This window comes from Aquisalinus luteolus (assembly GCF_009712425.2).
Taxonomy (GTDB): domain Bacteria; phylum Pseudomonadota; class Alphaproteobacteria; order Caulobacterales; family Parvularculaceae; genus Aquisalinus; species Aquisalinus luteolus.
The window spans coordinates 757,372-776,723 of sequence record NZ_VCJR02000002.1 but is presented as its reverse complement, the minus strand read 5'-3'; the positions used below and the strand labels follow the sequence as shown (position 1 = coordinate 776,723).

General features: G+C 59.7%; 17 protein-coding genes. 9 read left to right on the top strand and 8 right to left on the bottom strand.

All coding sequences use genetic code 11. The features are described 5' to 3' along the window. Positions 1-77: 77 nt before the first annotated feature. The 3 genes from FF098_RS12310 to argC form a co-directional block, all read right to left on the bottom strand. Positions 78-869, bottom strand: a complete 792-nt coding sequence (locus FF098_RS12310) for a toll/interleukin-1 receptor domain-containing protein (RefSeq protein WP_155140915.1) — start codon at positions 867-869, stop codon at positions 78-80. A 33-nt stretch (positions 870-902) separates the two neighbouring features. After that, entirely contained in the window at positions 903-2,720 is a 1,818-nt protein-coding gene (locus FF098_RS12305) for a monovalent cation:proton antiporter-2 (CPA2) family protein (RefSeq protein WP_155140913.1), read from the bottom strand. A 93-nt stretch (positions 2,721-2,813) separates the two neighbouring features. Beyond that, entirely contained in the window at positions 2,814-3,773 is a 960-nt protein-coding gene (gene argC / locus FF098_RS12300) for an N-acetyl-gamma-glutamyl-phosphate reductase (protein ID WP_155140911.1), read from the bottom strand. A 129-nt stretch (positions 3,774-3,902) separates the two neighbouring features. Here argC and FF098_RS17555 point away from each other — a divergent pair, with 129 nt between their 5' ends. Together FF098_RS17555 and FF098_RS12285 are read left to right on the top strand one after the other, a co-directional pair. Next, a complete protein-coding gene (locus FF098_RS17555) occupies positions 3,903-4,850 on the top strand; it encodes a DUF924 family protein (RefSeq protein WP_155140909.1) in 948 nt (315 codons plus the stop codon). 73 nt (positions 4,851-4,923) lie between these two features. Next, complete coding sequence (locus FF098_RS12285; protein ID WP_155140907.1) at positions 4,924-5,229, top strand: hypothetical protein; 306 nt, start codon at positions 4,924-4,926, stop codon at positions 5,227-5,229. On the opposite strand, the gene FF098_RS12280 is transcribed toward FF098_RS12285, so the two are convergent. Next, the gene (locus FF098_RS12280; RefSeq protein WP_155140905.1) at positions 5,226-6,098 is read right to left on the bottom strand and encodes an alpha/beta hydrolase; all 873 of its coding nucleotides are present in this window, start codon (positions 6,096-6,098) and stop codon (positions 5,226-5,228) included. The two genes, FF098_RS12285 and FF098_RS12280, sit on opposite strands and share 4 nt — an antisense overlap. A gap of 132 nt (positions 6,099-6,230) precedes the next feature. Between FF098_RS12280 and FF098_RS12275 the strand changes: the two genes are divergently transcribed. After that, positions 6,231-7,652: a putative bifunctional diguanylate cyclase/phosphodiesterase gene (locus FF098_RS12275; protein ID WP_155140903.1), complete on the top strand. Its 1,422-nt coding sequence runs from the start codon at positions 6,231-6,233 to the stop codon at positions 7,650-7,652. A gap of 44 nt (positions 7,653-7,696) precedes the next feature. On the opposite strand, the gene FF098_RS12270 is transcribed toward FF098_RS12275, so the two are convergent. Continuing rightward, the gene (locus FF098_RS12270) at positions 7,697-7,951 is read right to left on the bottom strand and encodes a hypothetical protein (protein WP_155140901.1); all 255 of its coding nucleotides are present in this window, start codon (positions 7,949-7,951) and stop codon (positions 7,697-7,699) included. A gap of 249 nt (positions 7,952-8,200) precedes the next feature. Between FF098_RS12270 and ada the strand changes: the two genes are divergently transcribed. Further along, entirely contained in the window at positions 8,201-9,250 is a 1,050-nt protein-coding gene (gene ada, locus FF098_RS12265; RefSeq protein ID WP_155140899.1) for a bifunctional DNA-binding transcriptional regulator/O6-methylguanine-DNA methyltransferase Ada, read from the top strand. Between the two features lie 66 nt (positions 9,251-9,316). Next, on the top strand, positions 9,317-10,273 hold the full coding sequence (locus FF098_RS12260) for a CPBP family intramembrane glutamic endopeptidase (RefSeq protein ID WP_155140897.1): 957 nt from the start codon (positions 9,317-9,319) through the stop codon (positions 10,271-10,273). Here FF098_RS12260 and FF098_RS12255 read toward each other — a convergent pair. Next, entirely contained in the window at positions 10,203-11,966 is a 1,764-nt protein-coding gene (locus FF098_RS12255; RefSeq protein ID WP_155140895.1) for an alpha/beta fold hydrolase, read from the bottom strand. The two genes, FF098_RS12260 and FF098_RS12255, sit on opposite strands and share 71 nt — an antisense overlap. Before the next feature lie 112 nt (positions 11,967-12,078). Between FF098_RS12255 and FF098_RS12250 the strand changes: the two genes are divergently transcribed. Further along, positions 12,079-12,225: a hypothetical protein gene (locus FF098_RS12250; RefSeq protein ID WP_155140893.1), complete on the top strand. Its 147-nt coding sequence runs from the start codon at positions 12,079-12,081 to the stop codon at positions 12,223-12,225. A 237-nt stretch (positions 12,226-12,462) separates the two neighbouring features. Here the strand turns inward: FF098_RS12250 and FF098_RS12245 are convergent, their stop codons facing one another. Next, positions 12,463-13,593: a hypothetical protein gene (locus tag FF098_RS12245; RefSeq protein ID WP_155140891.1), complete on the bottom strand. Its 1,131-nt coding sequence runs from the start codon at positions 13,591-13,593 to the stop codon at positions 12,463-12,465. A 359-nt stretch (positions 13,594-13,952) separates the two neighbouring features. On the opposite strand from FF098_RS12245, the gene FF098_RS12240 reads away from it, so the two are divergent. After that, entirely contained in the window at positions 13,953-15,509 is a 1,557-nt protein-coding gene (locus FF098_RS12240; protein ID WP_155140889.1) for a UbiD family decarboxylase, read from the top strand. 271 nt (positions 15,510-15,780) lie between these two features. Continuing rightward, complete coding sequence (locus FF098_RS12235) at positions 15,781-17,352, top strand: anti-phage dCTP deaminase (protein ID WP_155140887.1); 1,572 nt, start codon at positions 15,781-15,783, stop codon at positions 17,350-17,352. Positions 17,353-17,589: 237 nt separating this feature from the next. On the opposite strand, the gene FF098_RS12230 is transcribed toward FF098_RS12235, so the two are convergent. After that, a complete protein-coding gene (locus FF098_RS12230; protein WP_155140886.1) occupies positions 17,590-17,814 on the bottom strand; it encodes a hypothetical protein in 225 nt (74 codons plus the stop codon). Positions 17,815-18,651: 837 nt separating this feature from the next. Here FF098_RS12230 and FF098_RS12225 point away from each other — a divergent pair. Next, entirely contained in the window at positions 18,652-19,290 is a 639-nt protein-coding gene (locus tag FF098_RS12225; protein ID WP_155140884.1) for an RpiB/LacA/LacB family sugar-phosphate isomerase, read from the top strand. Positions 19,291-19,352: the final 62 nt, after the last annotated feature.

Below are 19,352 nucleotides of genomic sequence, written 5' to 3'. Positions count from 1 at the left end.
GGCAAGGGTATTAGAATGGGCTAAATTGGTATTACTCTTGGAAGCTGACTCTAAGGTCCACTTGCATGCAAGGTCGCTTATTCCTCGATCGTGAAGTAGTATTCACTTTCCCGCTTGCTCCAGAACCCACCAGTCTTGCGGGTCCTGATAGCCTTGAAATGCCGCGTCTGGCGTGGTGGCAAATCGACCTCGATCAGCTTAGATCCGCGAAACTCATACTTGGAATATGTTCTCCCACTAGTGTCGGTATCACGGATATTGCCGAAGGCGAAAATCCATTTGTCCGCTGCAAGATCGATAGTGGCGGTCTCGCCCTGGCTCAACTCCCTCAGAGCAAAGACTTGTTTCATCGGTGCATCGGAGTAGCCCTTTACTCGAGGATCAGGCGGAAGGGTCAGACCTTGATTGTCCCGCCGTCGTGCCACGAATAATTTGCCACCTTCTTTTGATGCATTGGTTACCCGAAGCGTCCCTTTATTCAGTTCCGGATCCTCCAGAAGGACCTTCAACCGCTCAGCCAGTATCACTTGCGACCGCCTCGGCGCTTCAACCTTGTCCAGCTGATAGGTAAAAAACCACCGCGCATCAGCATGTTTCTCCCGCAACAGATTGACGGCGATCTCGACCTCCTTGTGCAGGAAAGAATCCTGCCGCGTATAATAGGACTTCGACTGAAAAAGAACGAAAGCCCCGGCAAAGCGGATGTTTCGCGTGATCGTACTTGCCCAGTTGTCACTCGGCTCGATCCCGGAGCGATCGATCCAGTACGGTATGCCCGTCTTGTCCAGCGCTTTCAGGACGCGTTCTACCCGGCGCGTATCATTACGATTATAAGAAATGAAAACCGTATTGAGCTTGAATTCGTCCATCACCCCTCTCCCCCAAAAGCGACAGAAACTGACTTACTCCAGGTCCGCGGCCTCGAAGGGCTGCACCATCTTTTCCTTGCCGGCCTCCGGGCCACCTGCCTTTTGCGCGATCAGGCGGTCCTTGTCGCGCTGGCGGAACTCCGCGATCATCGCGCGCACGCGGTTCTCACCGAAGCCAAGGTTTTCCAGCCCTTTCTGCGCCATGATGATGCTCGACTCGAAGGTCTCGCGCATGACGAAATCGATATTGTGATCGAGCAAGTCGATCTCGTGCATACGGTCATAGGCTCGGGCAACGATGCGCACGCTGGGGCAATGGGCCTTCAGGGCACGGACGGTATCATCCATGATCGCCTGGTCGCGCATCATCAGGAACACCATGTCGGCGGAGTTCGCCCCGGCGGTCAGCAGCAGGTGGATATTGGTCGCATCGCCGAAATAGACCTTGGCCCCGAAACGGCGGGCCCGTTCGATCTTGGCCGGGTCATTGTCGATGGCCGTCACGGCGACACCCGCGCCATTGAGGATCTGGGCGACGATCTGGCCCATGCGGCCATAGCCGACGATGAGGGCGGTTTCGTTCATCTCGGTCAGTTCCTCGATGCCGTCCATGTCGACGTCCTCGTCACGGTCGGACGCCATGCGCGCGCCAAGAATGGCGAGAACCGGCGTGAAGACCATGGAGATGGTCACGATGGCCGACAGCACGGTCGCGATCTCTGCGCCGAACAGCCCCTCGCCCGCGCCAAGCGACAGGACCACGAACGCGAACTCGCCGCCCTGCGAAAGGGTCAGGCCGGAGCGCATGGCGTCTGAATGGCGCGAGCCGAACAGCCGCGACAGGCCGTAGATGATGGCCGTCTTCGTCACGATCAGTCCGATCGCGGCGGCCAGGATGATCATCCACTGGGCGATGATGACCGGCACGTCGAGCTGCATGCCGACACCGATGAAGAACAGGCCGAGCAGCAATTCGCGGAACGGCTCTATGTCTGCCTCGATCTGGTGGCGGTAGGAGCTTTCGGCGAGCAGCACGCCGGCGACGAAGGCCCCGAGGGCCATGGACAGGCCGGCGGACGCGACAAGAAGCGCTGTCGCCGCCACCACAAACAGCGCCGTCGCGGTGAACGCCTCGCGCGATCCGGAAGCGGCGACCAGCCGGAAGACCGGGTTCAGCACATAACGCGCGACCAGCACGACGATGCCGATGGCGACGAGCGCCCAGGCAAGTGGCTGCCATTCGAACTCGCGGGCCATATCACCGCTCATCACATCGCCTGCCATTTCGCCGGGATTGACCCCGCTCATGCCCACCGCGAACGGGATGGCAGCAAGCAAGGGGATGACGGCAATGTCCTGGAACAGCAGGATCGAAAACGACTTTACCCCATAGGGCGTCTTCAGCTCGTTGCGCTCCTGCATGAGAGACAGGGCAAAGGCGGTCGAGGAACAGGCGAGCGCGAAGCCGGCAATCGCCGCGGCATTGCCGGGCAGGATATCGGTCATCCACAGGAACAGGGAAATGGTAATGCCTGTGACCAGCATCTGGGCAAGGCCCAGACCGAAGATATTCTTGCGCAGCGACCACAGTCGCGTCAGCGACAGCTCTAGTCCGATGACGAAAAGAAAGAGAACGACGCCCAGCTCGGCGACATCGAACACCCCTTCCTCGACCGACAGGAGGCCGAGGCCGTATTCCCCGAACAGGACACCGGCGCCGAGGAAGCCCAGGATCGTCCCGAGTTTCAGCTTGCGGAACAGCGGCACGGCCACGGCAGTCGCGCCAAGAAAGATCGCTGCCTGTAACAGAAAGTCGTTGTTTTCCGCGCCGCCGACGAATGCGAGTGTCATATGGGTGTCTCTCCTGCCCGCTCACTATAGGAAAGCAGGCACGGTCGCGGCAAGGAAAAGCGGCGGCTGGCGCGCCCTTTAACCCTGGTTTGATCAGTTACCGGCTGTGATGCCCGACAGTTCATCAAGCCCCAGCGCCAGATTGAGGTTCTGGACGGCCTGCACGGCAGCGCCCTTCAGGAGGTTATCCTCGGCACAGAGCACGACGAGGCGGCGCTGGTCCGCGACGACCGTCAGCCCACCGATGATCGCGCCCTGAATACCAGTACCGTCCTTCAGCTCCGGTGCTGCGTCCTGTACCTTCACCAGCGGCTCGCCCGCATAGGCTTCTTCATACAAGGCACTCACCTTTTCCAGCGACACCGGCTGGCGCAGGCGGGCATGAACGGTGACGAGGATGCCGGAAAAGGCCGGGTGCACATGCGGCGTGAAGGCGATCGGCCGGCGCAACTGGCGGGTCACCTCGCGCTCATGCTTGTGGCCGCTCAGGGCATAGGGCATCAGGTTGTCGGCAAGCGCCTCGGTGTCGTTCTTGCGGCTCGGCGTCGTGCCTGCGCCGGAATAGCCGGAGACACCGAAGACCGACGGGTAATCCTCGATGATCGCGTTTACCGGATGAAGGGCCAGCTGCGCCGCTGTCGCATAGCAGCCGGGATTGGCAATGCGCTTTGCCCCTGCCAGCCCCTCACGCTGGCGATAAAGCTCCGGCAGGCCATAGGCCCAATTGTCATCGAAGCGATAATCGGCGGAAAGATCGACCAGCACCGTCTCCGGCGAGGCAGCCTCGAACGCGGCGACGAAGGCCGCGCCTGCGCCGTCAGGAAGGGCGAGTACGCAGGCATCGGGCTTGCGGGCGGCGGCCTCATCCGGCGACAGCGCCTCGAAGTCCACGCCGGAAATCTCCGGTGCCATGTCACTGACCGGCGTGCCGGCCAGCTCGCGCGAGGAGGCGAAGGCCAGCTCGAACGCCGGATGCCCGGCGATCAGCTTCAACAATTCACGCCCGGTAAAGCCACGCGCGCCGATCAGGCCGATGGAAAATGTCCTGCTCATTACTATTCCTCTTTCAGGGACGGACTTACTGAGGAGACTTGAAAAGCGCAAGGGTGAGGGCATCACACGTTGTTCAAACGTGTTACGACGCTATTTCTTCTGGTTTAAGGATAATCCGGCGAGGGATGCATGACTGAAGACAGACCGCATAAAGAGCCGGGGCCGGACCACCCGATCACCATCGAGCCGGTCAATTCGCGCTTCGATGCCATCTCCGGAGAACGGAGCGCGGGCGGCCATGTCATCGCCGCGACGATCCAGCCGCTGATGCTGACCGAAGCGGATTACGAGCCTGTCTATTACGTGCCGCGCGAGCATGCCGACATGGCGGTGCTGGAACGCTCTGACCATACCACCTGGTGCCCGTACAAGGGAGAGGCGCGCTATTTCCATGTCCGCACGGATAGCGGCCTGATCGAGAACGCCGTCTGGACCTATGAGAAACCGTTTCACGCCGTTCACCCGATCGAAAAGGCTCTCGCTTTCTATGCAGACAAGGTCACGCTGGATCTGCGCCCTGCCGACCCGGCACCGGGCGAAGCCAACAGTGTGCTGAGTTTCTGGATGGAGGAGCTGGAACCGAAGGAACGCTTCAAGGCAGACCCGAAGATCGATGACGAGATCGAGCAGCGCTTCGGCTCCCTGCAACGGGCTGCGGGCAAGGGCGAGCATGATGACTGGCAGTCGAGCCCGGGCGGGGCGCTGGCCCTCATCATCCTGCTCGACCAGTTCTCGCGCAATCTATATCGCGGCTCGGCCCGCGCCTTTGCCAATGATGCGAAAGCGCTGGAGATTGCCCGCGCTGCGGTGAAAGCCGGCCACGACCTGACGGTCACCGGCGACCAGCGCGCCTTCTACTACATGCCCTGGATGCATGCGGAGGACATGGACGCACAGGATGAGAGCGTGCACCTGTTCAGGACCCGCCTGCCGGGCACGACCTCTGTCGATTTCGCAATCAGGCATCGCGACATCATCGAGGCCTTCGGTCGCTACCCCCACCGCAATGAGGTGCTGGGCCGGGAGATGACGGCCGAGGAGCAAACCTATCTGGATGAGGGCGGCGAGACGTTTTAGGCATCAGGCTTTCTGACATTGCCTTGCCCGTCTGATCAAAGCCATACTCTGTGCAGGAGCCATGGAGTTATTGATGACACGGATCAACCGCGCCTGCCCCGTATGCGGCATGAAAATCGCCCGCTGGAAGTTCATGCTGGCCAGCCCGTTGAGGTTCCGGCTGACCACATGTGAAGGGTGCGCCACGCAGCTGGCCTACAAGACCGCCTTTATCGCATGGCTGGTCCTGATCGCCAGCCTGATGACTTTCGCTTTGGTCGGAGAGCTCGACGGCGGGCCGCGGCCATGGGTTTTTGCCATTGGCCTCGGCACGCTTGCTTTCGTCCTGCCGCCATTGCTGCCCCAGGTCTATACAGTGGACGAAGCGCGGGAGCTCTAACCCGCTATACTGTTGAAGAAGGTGACGATGTCTTCCAGCACCGGCGCCTCGTCCCGGAAGGGTCGCGACAGCGCCCCGGCGATGCCGACATGGTCGACGCCTTCATATTTCTTGACCGTCACCGGCACGCCCAGCGCTTCTGCCTTCGCCGCCAGCGCATCGACATTGCGCGGCTTGACGGTGGTATCGTCCGTACCCGTCATCAATAGCAAAGGCGGTGCATCGGCGGTGATCAGCGCGACCGGCTGGGTCGTATTGGCCGGATCGTCAGCACCCCTGAACGCCTCGCGCGACACATCCGTGTCCCAAGGATAGAAATCATAAGGGCCCGCAAGCCCCGCCACGCCGTCGACGAACCCGTCGCTGACGCCCGCCGCCGCCAGCCATTGCGGATCGACGGCCAGCATCACCGCATTATAGGCGCCTGCCGAGTGACCGGCGAGATAGAAGCGCTCCGCATCGCCGCCGAAGTCCGCGATATTTTCCTCGATCCACGCGACCGCCGCCGCGCCATCCTCGACAAAGGCAGGGAAACGCACATCCGGCACCAGGCGATAGTCGGCGATCACCGTCACGAACCCCTGCGCGGCGAAGGCACGCCCGGCAAAGTCATAGAGATCCTTGTCGCCTTCCTTCCACGACCCGCCATAGATGAACATCAGAACCGGTGCGCCATCGGCACCATCCTTCGGCGTATAGACATTGAGTTTCTGGCGATCTCCCGGCCCATAGGCTATATCGCGCTCGGCCAGCACGCCGCCCGCATCCTTTGGTGCAAACGTGTCGAACAGCTGCAGCGTCGAGCAGGCAGACAGGGCAAATCCTGCCATCACCAGAAAAATGAAATGCCTCACAGCTGATACCGCCATCCAAAAACTCCTTCTCAAGAACATGAAGTCATAAAGTAGTGTTCGGTTAATCTACGGCTAACACTCCATAAAAGCTTCATTAAGCCAGCTCTGATACCGTTGCCTCTTCGGGATCAGATCAGGGGTTTTCTTGTGGCCCAGCCTAAACCGCTCGACACCGCCCAGGAGGCGGCAGAGAGTGCAGAGCACCAGCCTGAAAAGGGCACCGGTAATCCGGTCCATGCACAACAGCAGGTCCTTGCCGACCAGCTGGCGCAGGCGCGTGCCGTTTTCGGCGAATATGACCTCGTCACCCGGCTTCCGTCGCGCCACCAGTTCCTGAAGGATTTCCCCGACCGCGACGCGCTGGCACAGGCCGGGCCGCTGATGCTGGTCACCCTGTCCACCGCCGGGCACTACAACCAGCTCCTGCGCGTCCTCGGCCATGATGCTGCGGACAATTTCGTCATCGAATGCGCAGAGCGCCTGATCGCCCTCCTGCCCGATGCGTGCAGCCGCGCCTATCATGTCAGTGTCATGAGTTTCGCCTTCTGCCTGCCTGCGGATGGCTCGATCAGTCCCGATGATCTCGCTTCCCTGATCCAGAAAGCCTATGAGGCACCGGTCACCTGCCGCGACCTGCCAGTCAATGCGGGTATCGGCATCGGCGTGCTCGAGACCTCGCGCCGGGCTTTCGACCCGGCAGAAGCCCTGCGCGCGGTCATGACGGCCGCCCAGGCCTCCCGCCTGCAGACGGATGTCGCCATGCGTTGGTATGATCGCGACACGGACGAAGCGTTCCAGCGCTCCTTCATGCTGCTGACGGACCTGCGCCATGCGCTCTATGACGAGCCAAGCCAATTGTCCCTGCACTACCAGCCCAAGATGGACCTTGCCACGGGCCGCGTCACCAGCGCTGAAGCGCTGATGCGCTGGCAGCATCCGCGTCTCGGGCCCGTCTCGCCCGGGGAGTTCATCCCGCTCGCCGAGGCGACCGCTCTGATCCAGCCGCTGACTCAGTTCGTCATGGAACATGCCATCAACGCCCTGTCACGCTGGCAGGCACGCGGCCTTTCGCTCAGCCTGTCGGCCAATATCTCCCCCGCCAACCTGAACGAGACCGATTTCATCGACCACCTGCTCGACCGCCTTCAACGCGGCGCGGTGACAAGAGGCACGTTCGAGCTGGAGTTCACGGAAGGCATCCTGAATGACAACCAGCACCAGATGCTGGCGCGCCTCGACCGGCTGGTCGGGGAAGGTATCGAGATTGCCATCGACGATTTCGGCAGCGGTTATTCCAATCTGAGTTATCTTGCCGACCTGCCGGCGACGACGCTGAAGATCGACCAGTCCTTCGTCCGCCCCATGGACAAGGACCCGCAGAAACAGCGGCTCGTCCAGTCGATCATTGGCCTTGGCAAGAGTTTCGATTATCGCCTGGTCGCCGAAGGCATCGAAACCGATGCCTCCCTGCGCAACCTGACCGCCTGGGGCTGCGACACCGGGCAGGGCTATTTCATCGCACGACCGATGGTCGAACAGGCCTTCATCGACTGGGTCGCAGCACACTAGTCAGGAAATTTGAAATCTGGAAAGTCGAGGCGATCACGCCATCCTTACGGATGGGTCTTGTCGATCGTCTTCTGGATGACCGGCGGCAAATTGTTGCGCCAGCGGATCAGCTTCTCGTTGATCAGGGCATTCTTGCGGCGGATGGTCCGGATCAGAAACTGCACCGGCAGGATGTATGGCGCGAGCAGCGCCAGGCCGATGACGATCATGATGAGACCGAAGGGGATGGGAAGCGGCAGAACGACAAGCCCCGCGAGGAAGAGAATTCCCCCCATGACCTGATGCAAGATCGCCAGCATTTGTTACCCTAACCCGTTTCAACCCCGTCCCGAATGATTAAGATATAGTGTCACATTCGGCAACAGGAATCCTATCACACAACGCAGAATACATAGTTAATACGGCTTCGCGGCGATTCCAGATCACCGAACACCTGCTCTCGCGTCTGTTATGCAAGGTCAGGTTTGAAAGCACGTATCGGGAAGCAAACACCTCCGCACGGGGCATAGAGTGGCTTTTTCCAGGGCACTTTCAAGGCACAGGGTTACATGTTCGAAACGGAAGACAGCAGGTGGGAAGCAGTCAGGACGCGGGCAAAGGCGGCGGACGGCCATTTCTGGCTCGGCGTCACCTCCACCGGCATCTATTGCCGCCCCGGCTGCCCGGCGAGGACACCCAAAAGGGAAAATGTGCGCTATTTCCCCTCCCCCGGCGCGGCGCGGGCGGCGGGCCTGCGCCCCTGCAAGCGCTGCAAGCCGGATGGAGAGGGGCTACCCGCCCGCGATAGCGCGATGGTGCAGACCATCTGCCGCATGATCGAGGAGGCAGAAACACCGCCCAGCCTTGCGGACCTTGCCGCGCAACAGGCGCTGACCCCCGGCCATCTCTCCCGCCTGTTCAAGGGCCAGCTCGGCATCACCCCGCGCCAATATGCCGATGCGGTGCGCGACGAACGGCTGAAGACAGCCCTGCAAGGCGAGGGGCGGATCACGGATGCGCTCTACGATGCCGGCTTCAATGCGCCATCGCGGGCCTATGAATCGGCTGGCAAGCGCCTCGGCATGACGCCGGGCGACGCAAAGGCAGGTGGCAAGGGGCAGGTGATCCGCTATGCCATGGCCACGTCATGGCTGGGCCGCACGCTCGTCGCGGCGACCGAAAAGGGCCTCTGCGCCGTGCAGCTCGGCGATGATGATGACGCGCTGGTCGCCGCCCTCGCCCAGCGCTTCGGCAAGGCGCAGCTGGAAGAGGCAGAGCCCGGCTCGCCCTACCGGCAATGGATCGACGATGCCCTTGCCGCCATAGAACGCCCCGAAGAGGCAGCGAGCCTGCCCCTCGATATTCAGGGTACCGCCTTTCAGGAACAGGTCTGGCAGGCCCTGCGCCGGATTCCAGCGGGACAGACCGTCACCTATGGCGAGCTTGCGACCGCCATAGGCCGCCCGACGGCGACCCGCGCCGTTGCCGCCGCCTGCGGCGCCAACCACATCGCGGTCATCATCCCCTGCCACCGCGTCATCGGCAAGGACGGCAGCCTGACCGGCTATCGCTGGGGAAAAGAGCGCAAGGCGAAGCTGCTGAAGGCCGAAAAGCCATAGGGCTCAAAACTAATTAGCCAATCCCCTAAATTCGTGTTATCCTCCCCGGGCTATGGAGGGCGAGATATGCAGATCATCCTGTTTCTGATCATCAGCTTTGCAATAAGCTGGACTGTCGCCGGGCGGCTTTATACCGCCGGGGGATTTGAAGGCGCCGGCCCTACGGCAGGCATCTATCTGTTCGTGATGATGACGGGCCCCGCCATCGCCGCGCTGATCATGACGCTGATCTATGACCGGGACAAATTCTTCTCCTCCCTCGGCCTCAGCGGCAGGTCGCCCCTGAAAGTCATCTCCTGGTCAGTGATCGGCTGGGTCGTCGCGATTGTGCTCGTCACCTATGCCGCGCTGATCGCCGCCCTGGCAGGGCCCGGCTTTGCCGACCCGGCAGCCTCCATGGCCGCGCAACTGGAAGCAGGGCTCGCCGCCCAGAATATCGACCTGGAAGAGCTTCCGATGTCGATGGAAATGCTGGTCATGATCCAGTTCGCCGTCAACCTGCCGCTCGGTATCCTGATCAATACTTTCCTGCTCACCTTTACCGAGGAATTGGGCTGGCGCGGCTGGCTGCAGCCCCGCCTTGCCTTTCTCGGCTTCTGGCCGATGTGCCTTCTCACCGGGCTGATCTGGGGCATCTGGCACGCACCGATCATCGTCATGGGCTACAATTATCCCGGCCTGCCTGTGCTGGGCCCGATACTGATGACAGTATTCTGTATACTGTTGACACCCTATGTGGCGCTGATGCGCGAGCGTGGCCTGACCTGGGCTGCCGGCGCCTTCCATGGCGCAATCAATGCCGTCGCCGGTGTATCGCTGCTGTTTATCGCCAGCAGCGATGGCTGGGTCTGGAACGGCATCATGGGGCTTGGCGGCTTCATTGTGATGGCAGTCGGCTGCGCCATCATCTGGTGGTGGCGCAACAACAATCCGGCCAAGCCGATCAGCCCGGTCAGGGAAGCAATTCCTGCGACCAGTTCCCCGAATGATCCTCCGACTCCAGATACATCATCATCTGGCTGAGCGCTTCGGTGTCTGCGACTTCCCGGCAGAAAACCCGGTCGCCCACAGCCGCCTCGTCGCGCACGGGATCTGCCTGTTCGCGGCAGCGGTCGAGGCAGATATCGGCATCGATCCCCGACGGGTCATCGAGAAACGCGACCATCATGTCGAGCTCGCATTCCTGCCATGCCCAGAAGACGACACCGTGGGCTTCCTCGTTGTTCAGCAGGTAGTGCCCGCCGATATCGCGCGCCAGTTCCTCGCCATAGGATGGCGGCGTGATCACATCGCGCCAGCCTGACACGACCAGCGAGGGCACACCGACATAATCCGACGCATCGAAGCGACGACCGTCCCAACTTGCCCCGGCAAGGGCGCAGCCGTCCCTTTGCAGCGCTGCCTCATCCTCCGTCATCAGCGGCCAGGGCGACCAGCGCGCCCTTCTGACGGTGTCACTTTCCGTACACGTTGTTGCCAGATAGACCGGAAAGGAGAAGCTATCATCGTGATAGGACCAGGACAGGGAATTGTACCAGTCGATATTGTTCTGGGACAGGGAGGAAAAATAGCCGGGGCGCGCCTCCTGCAGATGGCTGAGCATGAACGCGAAATCCTTCCAGCCATCACCTAAGTAGAGCTTTTCATGCAGCAGGCTGATCGCCTCGCGCGAGGTCAGGTAGACCGGGTTGGCAAAAGGCTGGTTGCGCAGGGTGATCGGGCGCTCGTCCAGCTGGATCAACAGCGCCTCCAGCCGCTCCAGCGTATCGCCATTACACGGACTGTAGATGTCGACGTCGATAAAGAAAACCGTCTCGGGTTCATCATCAGCGGATTGATAAAGTTCTGCAAAACGCGTCTCGCAGAATTCCGCCACCATTTGCACCGCCCGGTCGAAAGCGGCCTGGTCACCCGGCAGGAAATCAAGACGGCCATAGCTTGGCGAGTCGAAGGTCGCCGTGCGCACGCCCTCGCGGTCAGCCGCCAGCAGGGCCAGCAGCGATTGCGCCCCGTAGGACACGCCATAGGCATTCCACTGCTCGATAGCCAGGCCCTCACGCAACATCTTCAGGTCACGGCCAAGCTGGCCTGAATGATAGTCATCGACCGTCACCCCCGCCTCTGCCAGTGCCTCAAGGCAGGCTTGCATCGCATCGCGTTCGCCCGCCGTGGAGCGCCTGGTTGGCGGACGCTTGAGTTCCTCCCACTGGGCATCGTCGAGGCCGGGACAATCGAGCGATGGCTGCGCCAGACCAAGGCCGCGCGTATCGACCAGCACCACCGCCCGTCCACTGTCGAGCACCCGCTCGAAGAACCAGCGCGCATTGCCCGATGGTCCGTAGTCTTCCCACTCGCTATAGACGGATGCATAACCCGGCCCGCCTTCGAGATAGATGAACGGATCGTCCTTCGTCGCGCCGTTCAGCGGTTCGATCACGCTCGCCAGGATGGAGATCGTGCGCGAAGACGGGTCGTCATGGTCCTGCGGCACATAGGCCCGGTAACAGGTCACGCCCGGGTCACGACGGTGCCGGAAGGGGCACGCGACCGCCTCGACCATACCCGGCTCGATTGCCTGATCGGGAAAGATGACGGGCGCAGTCACGTCCTCGCCCTGGAAGAACAGGAAAGGCAGGCTGACGACCAGCGCAAAGGCGGCACCGAACAGCACTGTCCGCGCAAACGACACATGTCGAACATGGCGTTGCTGTGTCATCAGAAACCCTCTTTACTCATCCCAGGTCATTACTCATCCCGAGTCATTTGAGGCGAGGACCCGGCGCAATTCAGGTCTTCACGATTACCTTTACAGCAACAGGGGGCTGCAAATGGAATTCTTTCTGTTCTTTCTCATCATGGGCATTCTGGCCGGCATTCATTCCCTTCACAAACGCATCGACAAGCTTGAACGCCTGCTGTCGGACGAGCCGCTGCCCGGTGAGGCGATACCCCCGGACACAACCGGTCGCGATTAGGCAGCCCCTGCCTTGCAAGCAGGTGGCCAGTTCGATTGCGTAAAGGTTAATGAAACAGGAAAAAGAGGGACGACAGGCGCGCCATCCTGTCCCAACATTGAGGAATTGGAACTCTGGGTGCGCGACGCGCCTGCCGTGAGCCTGTTACTCCGGGCCCATACAGATAAGCGCAAGGAACGCCCGAAACGGGTCATCCCTGCTGCAAAAAATCCATAGGACGCAAGAGCCCGCAAGAAATCAATATGCCGGCGACAGCCGCTTGCCGTCCATCGGGTCGAAGAACTGGTCATCGGTAACCACGAAAGACCCGTCATTCATCTGCCATGCGCTGGAATAGCCGGACGGCAGGGAAATCTCGCCGCTCGGCGTGTCGGCGGAGAACGTGTCCTCGCCGCGGATCGCATCGATCTCCTTGCGCCGGATCGCGTCATCGTCGGACCCGCGCCAGATGTCGATGGAGGAAGAACTGGTCGTCTTGTAGCTCTCCATGATCGCCTGGTGGCGCTTGCGGCTGCCCTCGATCATGATGCCGGACATCTTTGCCTGGTGCTGGGCCATGCGCTGGGCATAGGCCGGGTCCTGACGGTAATTGGCAACGAACGCGTCGAAGACCGGCATGTGCTGTTCCAGCGTGCCCTTCCGCGCGGCAAAGGCCGTGACCAGCATGGTGCCGCCCGCCGCCGACTGGCTGTCAGGCCCGAAGCCATAGCCCGGCATGGTCATCATCATGTGAAACGTCATCAGGCTGACGATCGCCTCATAGGGCGCGCCCTGATAGGTATATTCCACCCGCGCGCTGGTCGCATCGAACCAGGTGCGCGAGTTCGGGTCGCCATTATAGACCTGGCTCGTCATCATCTGCGCCGCCTGCTTCATCTCCGGCGCCGCCTGCACCTGCACGACGCGCCCGCCCGGCAGTTGCCGCGCCAGATGCGCCGCTGCCTCGTCCGCCGTCTGGAACGCGGCGGGCACGCAGTCCTGCGGCAGGGGCATGCCCATCGTGTTCGCCCGCCAGCCGAAACTTGGCATCAGGAAGATGCCCGCCGCCTCGCCCGGCGCGGTCGCCTGCCAGTTATTGGTCGAGCCTGTATTGCACTCGCCCTGGCGCCAGATGATCCCGCCCTCGGGCGTCCAGTCGGCCGGGATGACGGAGCTTGCGGCCAGCATCGGCCGTTCGAAACCGGAAGGGTCCATGATGCTGACCGGCTTCAGCCGCAGCTTGTTGCCGCTGCCCTGATTGCCGCTGCCCTGGTTACTGGCCCCTTGAGCGGCCTGCTGTGCCGCAGGTTGGGCCGCGTCGCCCCTGTCCGCCCCGCAGGCGGCGATGGCAACACTGAGGCTGGCAAGGATGGCGGCAAGTCGGCGCATGGGGACCCTCCCGGTTTCGTGGCGCAAAGGCACTCTCTCCACTGGGGTAAGCGTGATGGAAGCGGAAAACGGGTCAGGGAAATTTCGGGAGCCGCCGCAAAATCGTGCTCGCGATACGTCCCCTATCTGGTCAACCGAAGCCTGTAAGGCAGATTCTGCCTTACAGGCTTGGTGAGCCATTGTTTTACCGGATCGGGATAGTCAAGGACGGCCTGAAAGGCCGCCGGCGGAGCCGGGCTGCGCTCCTTGACAATCTCGAGCCGGTGAAACACCCACCGCACCCGGAAACGCGACACTCCCGCCCCTTCCCTCACGGCCAAAACCCGTTAGATATGAACCATCTAACAAGAAGGCAGATCATGGCTGACAGCAAACCATCCAAACACGGCCCCTATCGCAGCTTGCGCGACTTCATGGACATGCTGGAGCGCGAGGGCGAGCTGGTGCGCGTCAGCCACCCGGTATCCACAGTGCTGGAGATGACCGAGATCCAGACCCGCCTGCTGGCCGAGGGCGGGCCCGCCGTGCTGTTCGAAAAGCCGGTGCTCGACAATGGCGAGCCATCGCCGATCCCGGTCCTCGTCAACCTGTTCGGCACGGTCAAGCGCGTCGCCCTCGCCGTCACCATGGGTAACGAGATCCGCACCGAGGCGAAGGATTTGCGCGAGGTCGGCGAGACGCTTGCCTTCCTGCGCCAGCCGGAGCCGCCGGCGGGCCTCAAGGACGCGCTCGACCTGCTGCCGCTCGCCCGCCAGGTCCTCGCCATGAAGCCGGGCAGCAAATCCTTCGGCACCGCGCCGTGCCAGGAAGTGGTGCTGGAGGGCGACGACATCGATCTCACCCGGCTCCCCATCCAGACCTGCTGGCCGGGCGAGCCGGCGCCGCTCATCACCTGGCCCTTGATTGTCACCCGCGGCCCGTCAGACAAGCGCGAGGACAATTTCAACCTCGGCATCTATCGCATGCAGCGGCTGAACAAGACCCAGACCATCATGCGCTGGCTCGCCCATCGCGGCGGGGCGCAGCATCACCGCCGCTGGGGCAAGGAAAAGACCGAGCCCCTGCCCGCCGCCGCCGTGCTCGGTGCCGACCCCGGCACCATCCTCGCCGCGGTCACCCCCGTGCCCGACACGCTGTCGGAATACCAGTTCGCCGGATTGCTCCGTGGCAAGAAGGCTGAGCTGGTCGACTGCAAGACCGTGCCGCTGAAGGTCCCCGCCGAGGCGGAGATCGTGCTGGAGGGTCATGTCTCCCTCACCGATTATGCCGATGAGGGCCCCTATGGCGACCACACCGGCTATTACAATTCAGTCGAGCGCTTCCCCGTCTTCACCGTCACCGCGATCACCATGCGCCGCGAGCCGGTTTACCTGTCGACCTTCACCGGCCGCCCGCCGGACGAGCCGAGCGTGCTGGGCGAGGCGCTGAACGAGGTGTTCATCCCCCTCCTCCAGCAGCAATTCCCGGAGATCACCGATTTCTGGCTGCCGCCGGAGGGCTGCTCTTACAGGATCGCGGTGATCAGTATGAAGAAGGCCTATCCCGGCCACGCCAAGCGGGTGATGATGGGCGCGTGGAGCTTCCTGCGCCAGTTCATGTACACAAAGTGGGTGATCGTCGTCGATGACGACATCAACGCCCGCTCGTGGGCCGACGTGATGTGGGCGATCAGCACCAAGATGGACCCGGCCCGCGACATCACCGTGATCGAGAACACCCCCATCGACTATCTCGACTTCGCCAGCCCCGAAAGCGGGTTAGGCTCCAAGATCGGGCTCGACGCCACCGACAAGTGGGAGCCGGAGACCAAACGCGAATGGGGCGAGGAAATCCGCATGGACGAGGATGTCGTCAAGAAGGTGGACGAGATGTGGGGGGAGCTGGGGTTGCCGGGGACCGGGAAAGGGATTTGGTGATTATATCACTTCTGATTATCTTTTCCCGCCGGTCTCATCTCTTTTGAAGTCAGCACCTGATTGGCTTTACGAGAAACTTCGATCTTTGGGAGAATTGAAATCACCCTTCTCGAAGCGACGTCTGCGTCACGTTGCAACCAGCCTCGCTGAAGCTTTCTTTGTGCTGACATAAGGAACCTCCCATTGGTAATAGACTTTAAAAAAAATTGATTCTCCTGTCTATAGATGTAATAAGTTTTCGACCGCTTTTTGCTAAGGGATTCAATTTGTTATGAATTTCGAGCTCCCACAACAGGAATTCCCCGAGCTAATTTTCGGATTAATAGCTCCTATAGGGGTCGACTTAGGCCTAGTTAGTGACAAGCTCGAGGATGAGTTGTCCACCATGGGCTACAAAAGCGAGCTGTTGAAACTCACTGACCTCATGAAGGAAATTCCATCGGAGGTAAGCATCGATACATCGAGTCATGTATCTGCCTATAATGGAAAGATTGAATACGCTAACGATCTCCGCTCTCGATACGGAGACGATGTCATGTCAGTATTAGCCATCAGCGCAATTCGATCTCTTAGACAAGAAATACACAAAACCGCTAGCGTAAATGTGTCTCCAGAAATTAATTTGGCGGAAACACCAGTGCAACGGCAAGCTTACATCATAAGGCAATTAAAACGACCTGAAGAAGTAAATTTGCTGCGTAGCGTTTACGGCCGGCAATTCATTCTTATATCAGCATACGCACCACCAAAATCTCGGCTCCGTAACATTGAATCTAAGCAGCGGGAATCTCTTGGAGGCCTAACACCTGAACAAGAGGTTCATTCTGAAGCCTATAGCATAATTCAAAAAGACGAAAGAGAGATAGAATCTGCACACGGACAAAATGTAAATGATGCATTTCCCTTAGGTGATGTTTTCATTGATGCTACGACAAAATCAACATGTCAGAAGACCTTAAATCGCTTCATATCCGTTTTCTTTGGCAACAATCAGATCAGCCCGACTCGTGACGAATACGGCATGTACACTGCAAAATCTGCCTCTCTCCGATCCTCCGACCTTTCACGACAGGTCGGTGCGGCAATTTTTTCTGAATACACAGAGGTACAAACACTAGGATGCAATGAAGTTCCAAAGGCCGGAGGTGGAACTTACTGGGAAGAATACAAACCAGACGCACGCGACTTCACATTTGGACAAGACCCAAATGACCGCATAAAAAAAGAAATCATCGTGGACATTATAGATAGATTACGTGTCAACGGGGATTTGTCTGATGCCTTACTAAAAGAAAAAGCTTCAACAGATATATTGCAGAAGCTTTTAGAGAATGAAACCTTGACTGGCATCTCCGAGTCTAAAGTCATGGATTTGATTGAATTCGGTCGAATTATACATGCTGAAATGTGTGCTATTACCGACGCCGCACGCAAAGGAATATCTTTGAGAGGATCAAAGATGTACGTAACGACATTTCCTTGTCATTTATGTGCCAAGCATATAGTCGGCGCTGGCATAAAAGAAGTGGTCTTTATTGAACCATATCCCAAAAGCTATGCAAAAGAATTACACTCAGATTCCATAGATTTGGACGAAGAAGATCCCACAAATAAAGTGAAATTCAGACCCTTTACAGGTATATCTCCATATAGATACAGAGATTTGTTTGAAAAGGGGAAGCGTAAGAAATCTGGCAAAGCACAAGAGTGGCACATGGGCGATAAACGACCAATGATAAGGGTTTATTTTCCAGCCTATTTCGAAGCTGAAGTTTTATTAGTTTCAGCACTATCTCAAAAGCTTAAGCAACACTCGTCAGCAGACGTCACTGACAAAAAATAATTCCGGCAGAAATGGCACTTCACGCCGTAGGGCGGGTGGAGCCGTCAGGCGATACCCGCCATCGATGAGGGCGCCGCGTCTCGGACCGGCGGGTGTCACTTCGCTCTACCCGCCCTACGCTCTCACGCGGCATCTCGCGTAGGGTGCATGGAGCGTCAGGGCAATGCACCATGCCGAGCCAACCACCGGTGCATTACGCCTTCGGCTTCATGCACCCTACGATCACGACGAACACGCTCACTTTTCTATCTTCCGGCCCCGGCCATCGACTTCCGTACCGCAGGACGGACAGATCCACCCGCCCCACATCGCCTGCCGGAACGATGCCGGCTTGCGCGGGAATGGCAAAATGGTGCCGCACTCGGAACAATGTTGTCGCCGCATAAGGCTGAATTTCTGGGGGCCAAAGAGCAGAAACATGACCGCTGCAAAAATAATAACTGTCAGAATGAGACCGGTCATGCGGTGTGTTCCCCAAAATGATCCTGCATAATATTACTTCTAGCTGTAAAGAGCAGCAATGCATCATCCTTACCCCTCACCCGAAAAATGCTGGCGCATTTTCCGACCACTCCCCCCCATAAGCAAAAAGGGAAGAGGCAAGGCGCGAATTACAGATATCCGTGCGATGCCCCACCTCTCCCTGTGGGAGAGGTCAAAATCCGCTTTGGCGGATTTTGGGTGAGGGCCCTGCAAACCAAAAACTCCTCACTCCCCAAAACTTATCCCCGCCACCACCGCCGCCGCTACTCTCCCCGGCAGGCCCGGCACAGGACCGGGCCGATGGGGTGGCTTGCCTCGCCTTGTCCTGAAGGCGGGTGCCACTCATCAGGTTTCCGGTGGCAATCGAGGGTGTGCGCAAGCTTCGCATCGTCCACCGGAGCGGTGTTCCGGGGTTTAGCGCCCCGGACGGGAGAGCTGGGTATCGGCCCCGCACCAGAACATCGCCCCCCTGAGCAAAAAGGCGGAGCGTGAGGCTACCTACACTTATGAATTTTGCTTATGGAGCCGGTAGCGCTTCCACGGGCCCCCTCCTTGCCTCGCCGTAGCCTTGGCGAAGGCGGGTTTCTTTCGACGCTTCGAGCATCTCGCTCGCGGCGCTCTTGGCGCAGGAAGTGTCTCGCCAAGGCCTGTAAGGCGGATTCTGCCGAAATTGTCGAGGAAGGCCGGTAAAACATCTCTCCCCACACATAAAACCCCCGTAATATCCCCCTTCCATCCGTTGAAATTGCGAATGTTACCGGTTACATTGCGCCCGAAACCAACGGAAAACCACACGGAAACAGACAGGAATTTCCCATGAAAGTCGCTCTCATCATCGAAAACAGCCAGGCCGCCAAGGCGAGCATCGTCCATGAGGCGCTGACCACCGTCTGCGAGCCGCTGGGCCACGAGGTCTTTCACTATGGCATGTACGGGCCGGAGGATGATGCCTCCCTGACCTATATCATGAACGGCATTCTTGCCGGTATCCTGATCAATACCAAGGCCGCCGATTTCATCGTGTCCGGCTGCGGCACGGGCATGGGGTCCATGCTCGCCTGCAACGCCATGCCGAACGTGGTCTGCGGCCTCGTCATCGACCCGACGGATGCCTTCCTGTTCGGCCAGATCAATGACGGCAACGCCATCGCCATGCCATACGCCAAGGGCTTTGGCTGGGCGGCGGAACTGAACCTGCAGGACTGCTATCGCAAGCTGTTCGAGGTCGAGCGCGGTGTCGGCTACCCGAAAGAGCGCGCCGCGATCATGGCCAAGAACCGCGGCATCCTGAACGAGGTCAAAGCCGTCGCGACGCAGGACATGCTGACGATCCTGAAGAATATCGATCAGGACCTGCTGAAATCCGCCATCGCGGGCGAGAAGTTCGATGAGTATTTCTTCGCCAATGCCGAAGACGGCGAGATCAAGGACTACATCAAGAGCCTGAAAGGCTGATCGGCTTCACGCCTCATACAGTATACGAACAAAAAGCGGGCGTCCGATGCGCCCGCTTTTTC

Bases quoted from the DNA above. Each gene is read 5' to 3' on its own strand.
- FF098_RS12310 (WP_155140915.1), bottom strand. From the start codon at position 869: ATGGACGAATTCAAGCTCAATACGGTTTTCATTTCTTATAATCGTAAT.
- FF098_RS12305 (WP_155140913.1), bottom strand. From the start codon at position 2,720: ATGACACTCGCATTCGTCGGCGGCGCGGAAAACAACGACTTTCTGTTA.
- argC (WP_155140911.1), bottom strand. From the start codon at position 3,773: ATGAGCAGGACATTTTCCATCGGCCTGATCGGCGCGCGTGGCTTTACC.
- FF098_RS17555 (WP_155140909.1), top strand. From the start codon at position 3,903: ATGACTGAAGACAGACCGCATAAAGAGCCGGGGCCGGACCACCCGATC.
- FF098_RS12285 (WP_155140907.1), top strand. From the start codon at position 4,924: ATGACACGGATCAACCGCGCCTGCCCCGTATGCGGCATGAAAATCGCC.
- FF098_RS12280 (WP_155140905.1), bottom strand. From the start codon at position 6,098: ATGGCGGTATCAGCTGTGAGGCATTTCATTTTTCTGGTGATGGCAGGA.
- FF098_RS12270 (WP_155140901.1), bottom strand. From the start codon at position 7,951: ATGCTGGCGATCTTGCATCAGGTCATGGGGGGAATTCTCTTCCTCGCG.
- ada (WP_155140899.1), top strand. From the start codon at position 8,201: ATGTTCGAAACGGAAGACAGCAGGTGGGAAGCAGTCAGGACGCGGGCA.
- FF098_RS12260 (WP_155140897.1), top strand. From the start codon at position 9,317: ATGCAGATCATCCTGTTTCTGATCATCAGCTTTGCAATAAGCTGGACT.
- FF098_RS12255 (WP_155140895.1), bottom strand. From the start codon at position 11,966: ATGACACAGCAACGCCATGTTCGACATGTGTCGTTTGCGCGGACAGTG.
- FF098_RS12250 (WP_155140893.1), top strand. From the start codon at position 12,079: ATGGAATTCTTTCTGTTCTTTCTCATCATGGGCATTCTGGCCGGCATT.
- FF098_RS12245 (WP_155140891.1), bottom strand. From the start codon at position 13,593: ATGCGCCGACTTGCCGCCATCCTTGCCAGCCTCAGTGTTGCCATCGCC.
- FF098_RS12240 (WP_155140889.1), top strand. From the start codon at position 13,953: ATGGCTGACAGCAAACCATCCAAACACGGCCCCTATCGCAGCTTGCGC.
- FF098_RS12235 (WP_155140887.1), top strand. From the start codon at position 15,781: ATGAATTTCGAGCTCCCACAACAGGAATTCCCCGAGCTAATTTTCGGA.
- FF098_RS12230 (WP_155140886.1), bottom strand. From the start codon at position 17,814: ATGACCGGTCTCATTCTGACAGTTATTATTTTTGCAGCGGTCATGTTT.
- FF098_RS12225 (WP_155140884.1), top strand. From the start codon at position 18,652: ATGAAAGTCGCTCTCATCATCGAAAACAGCCAGGCCGCCAAGGCGAGC.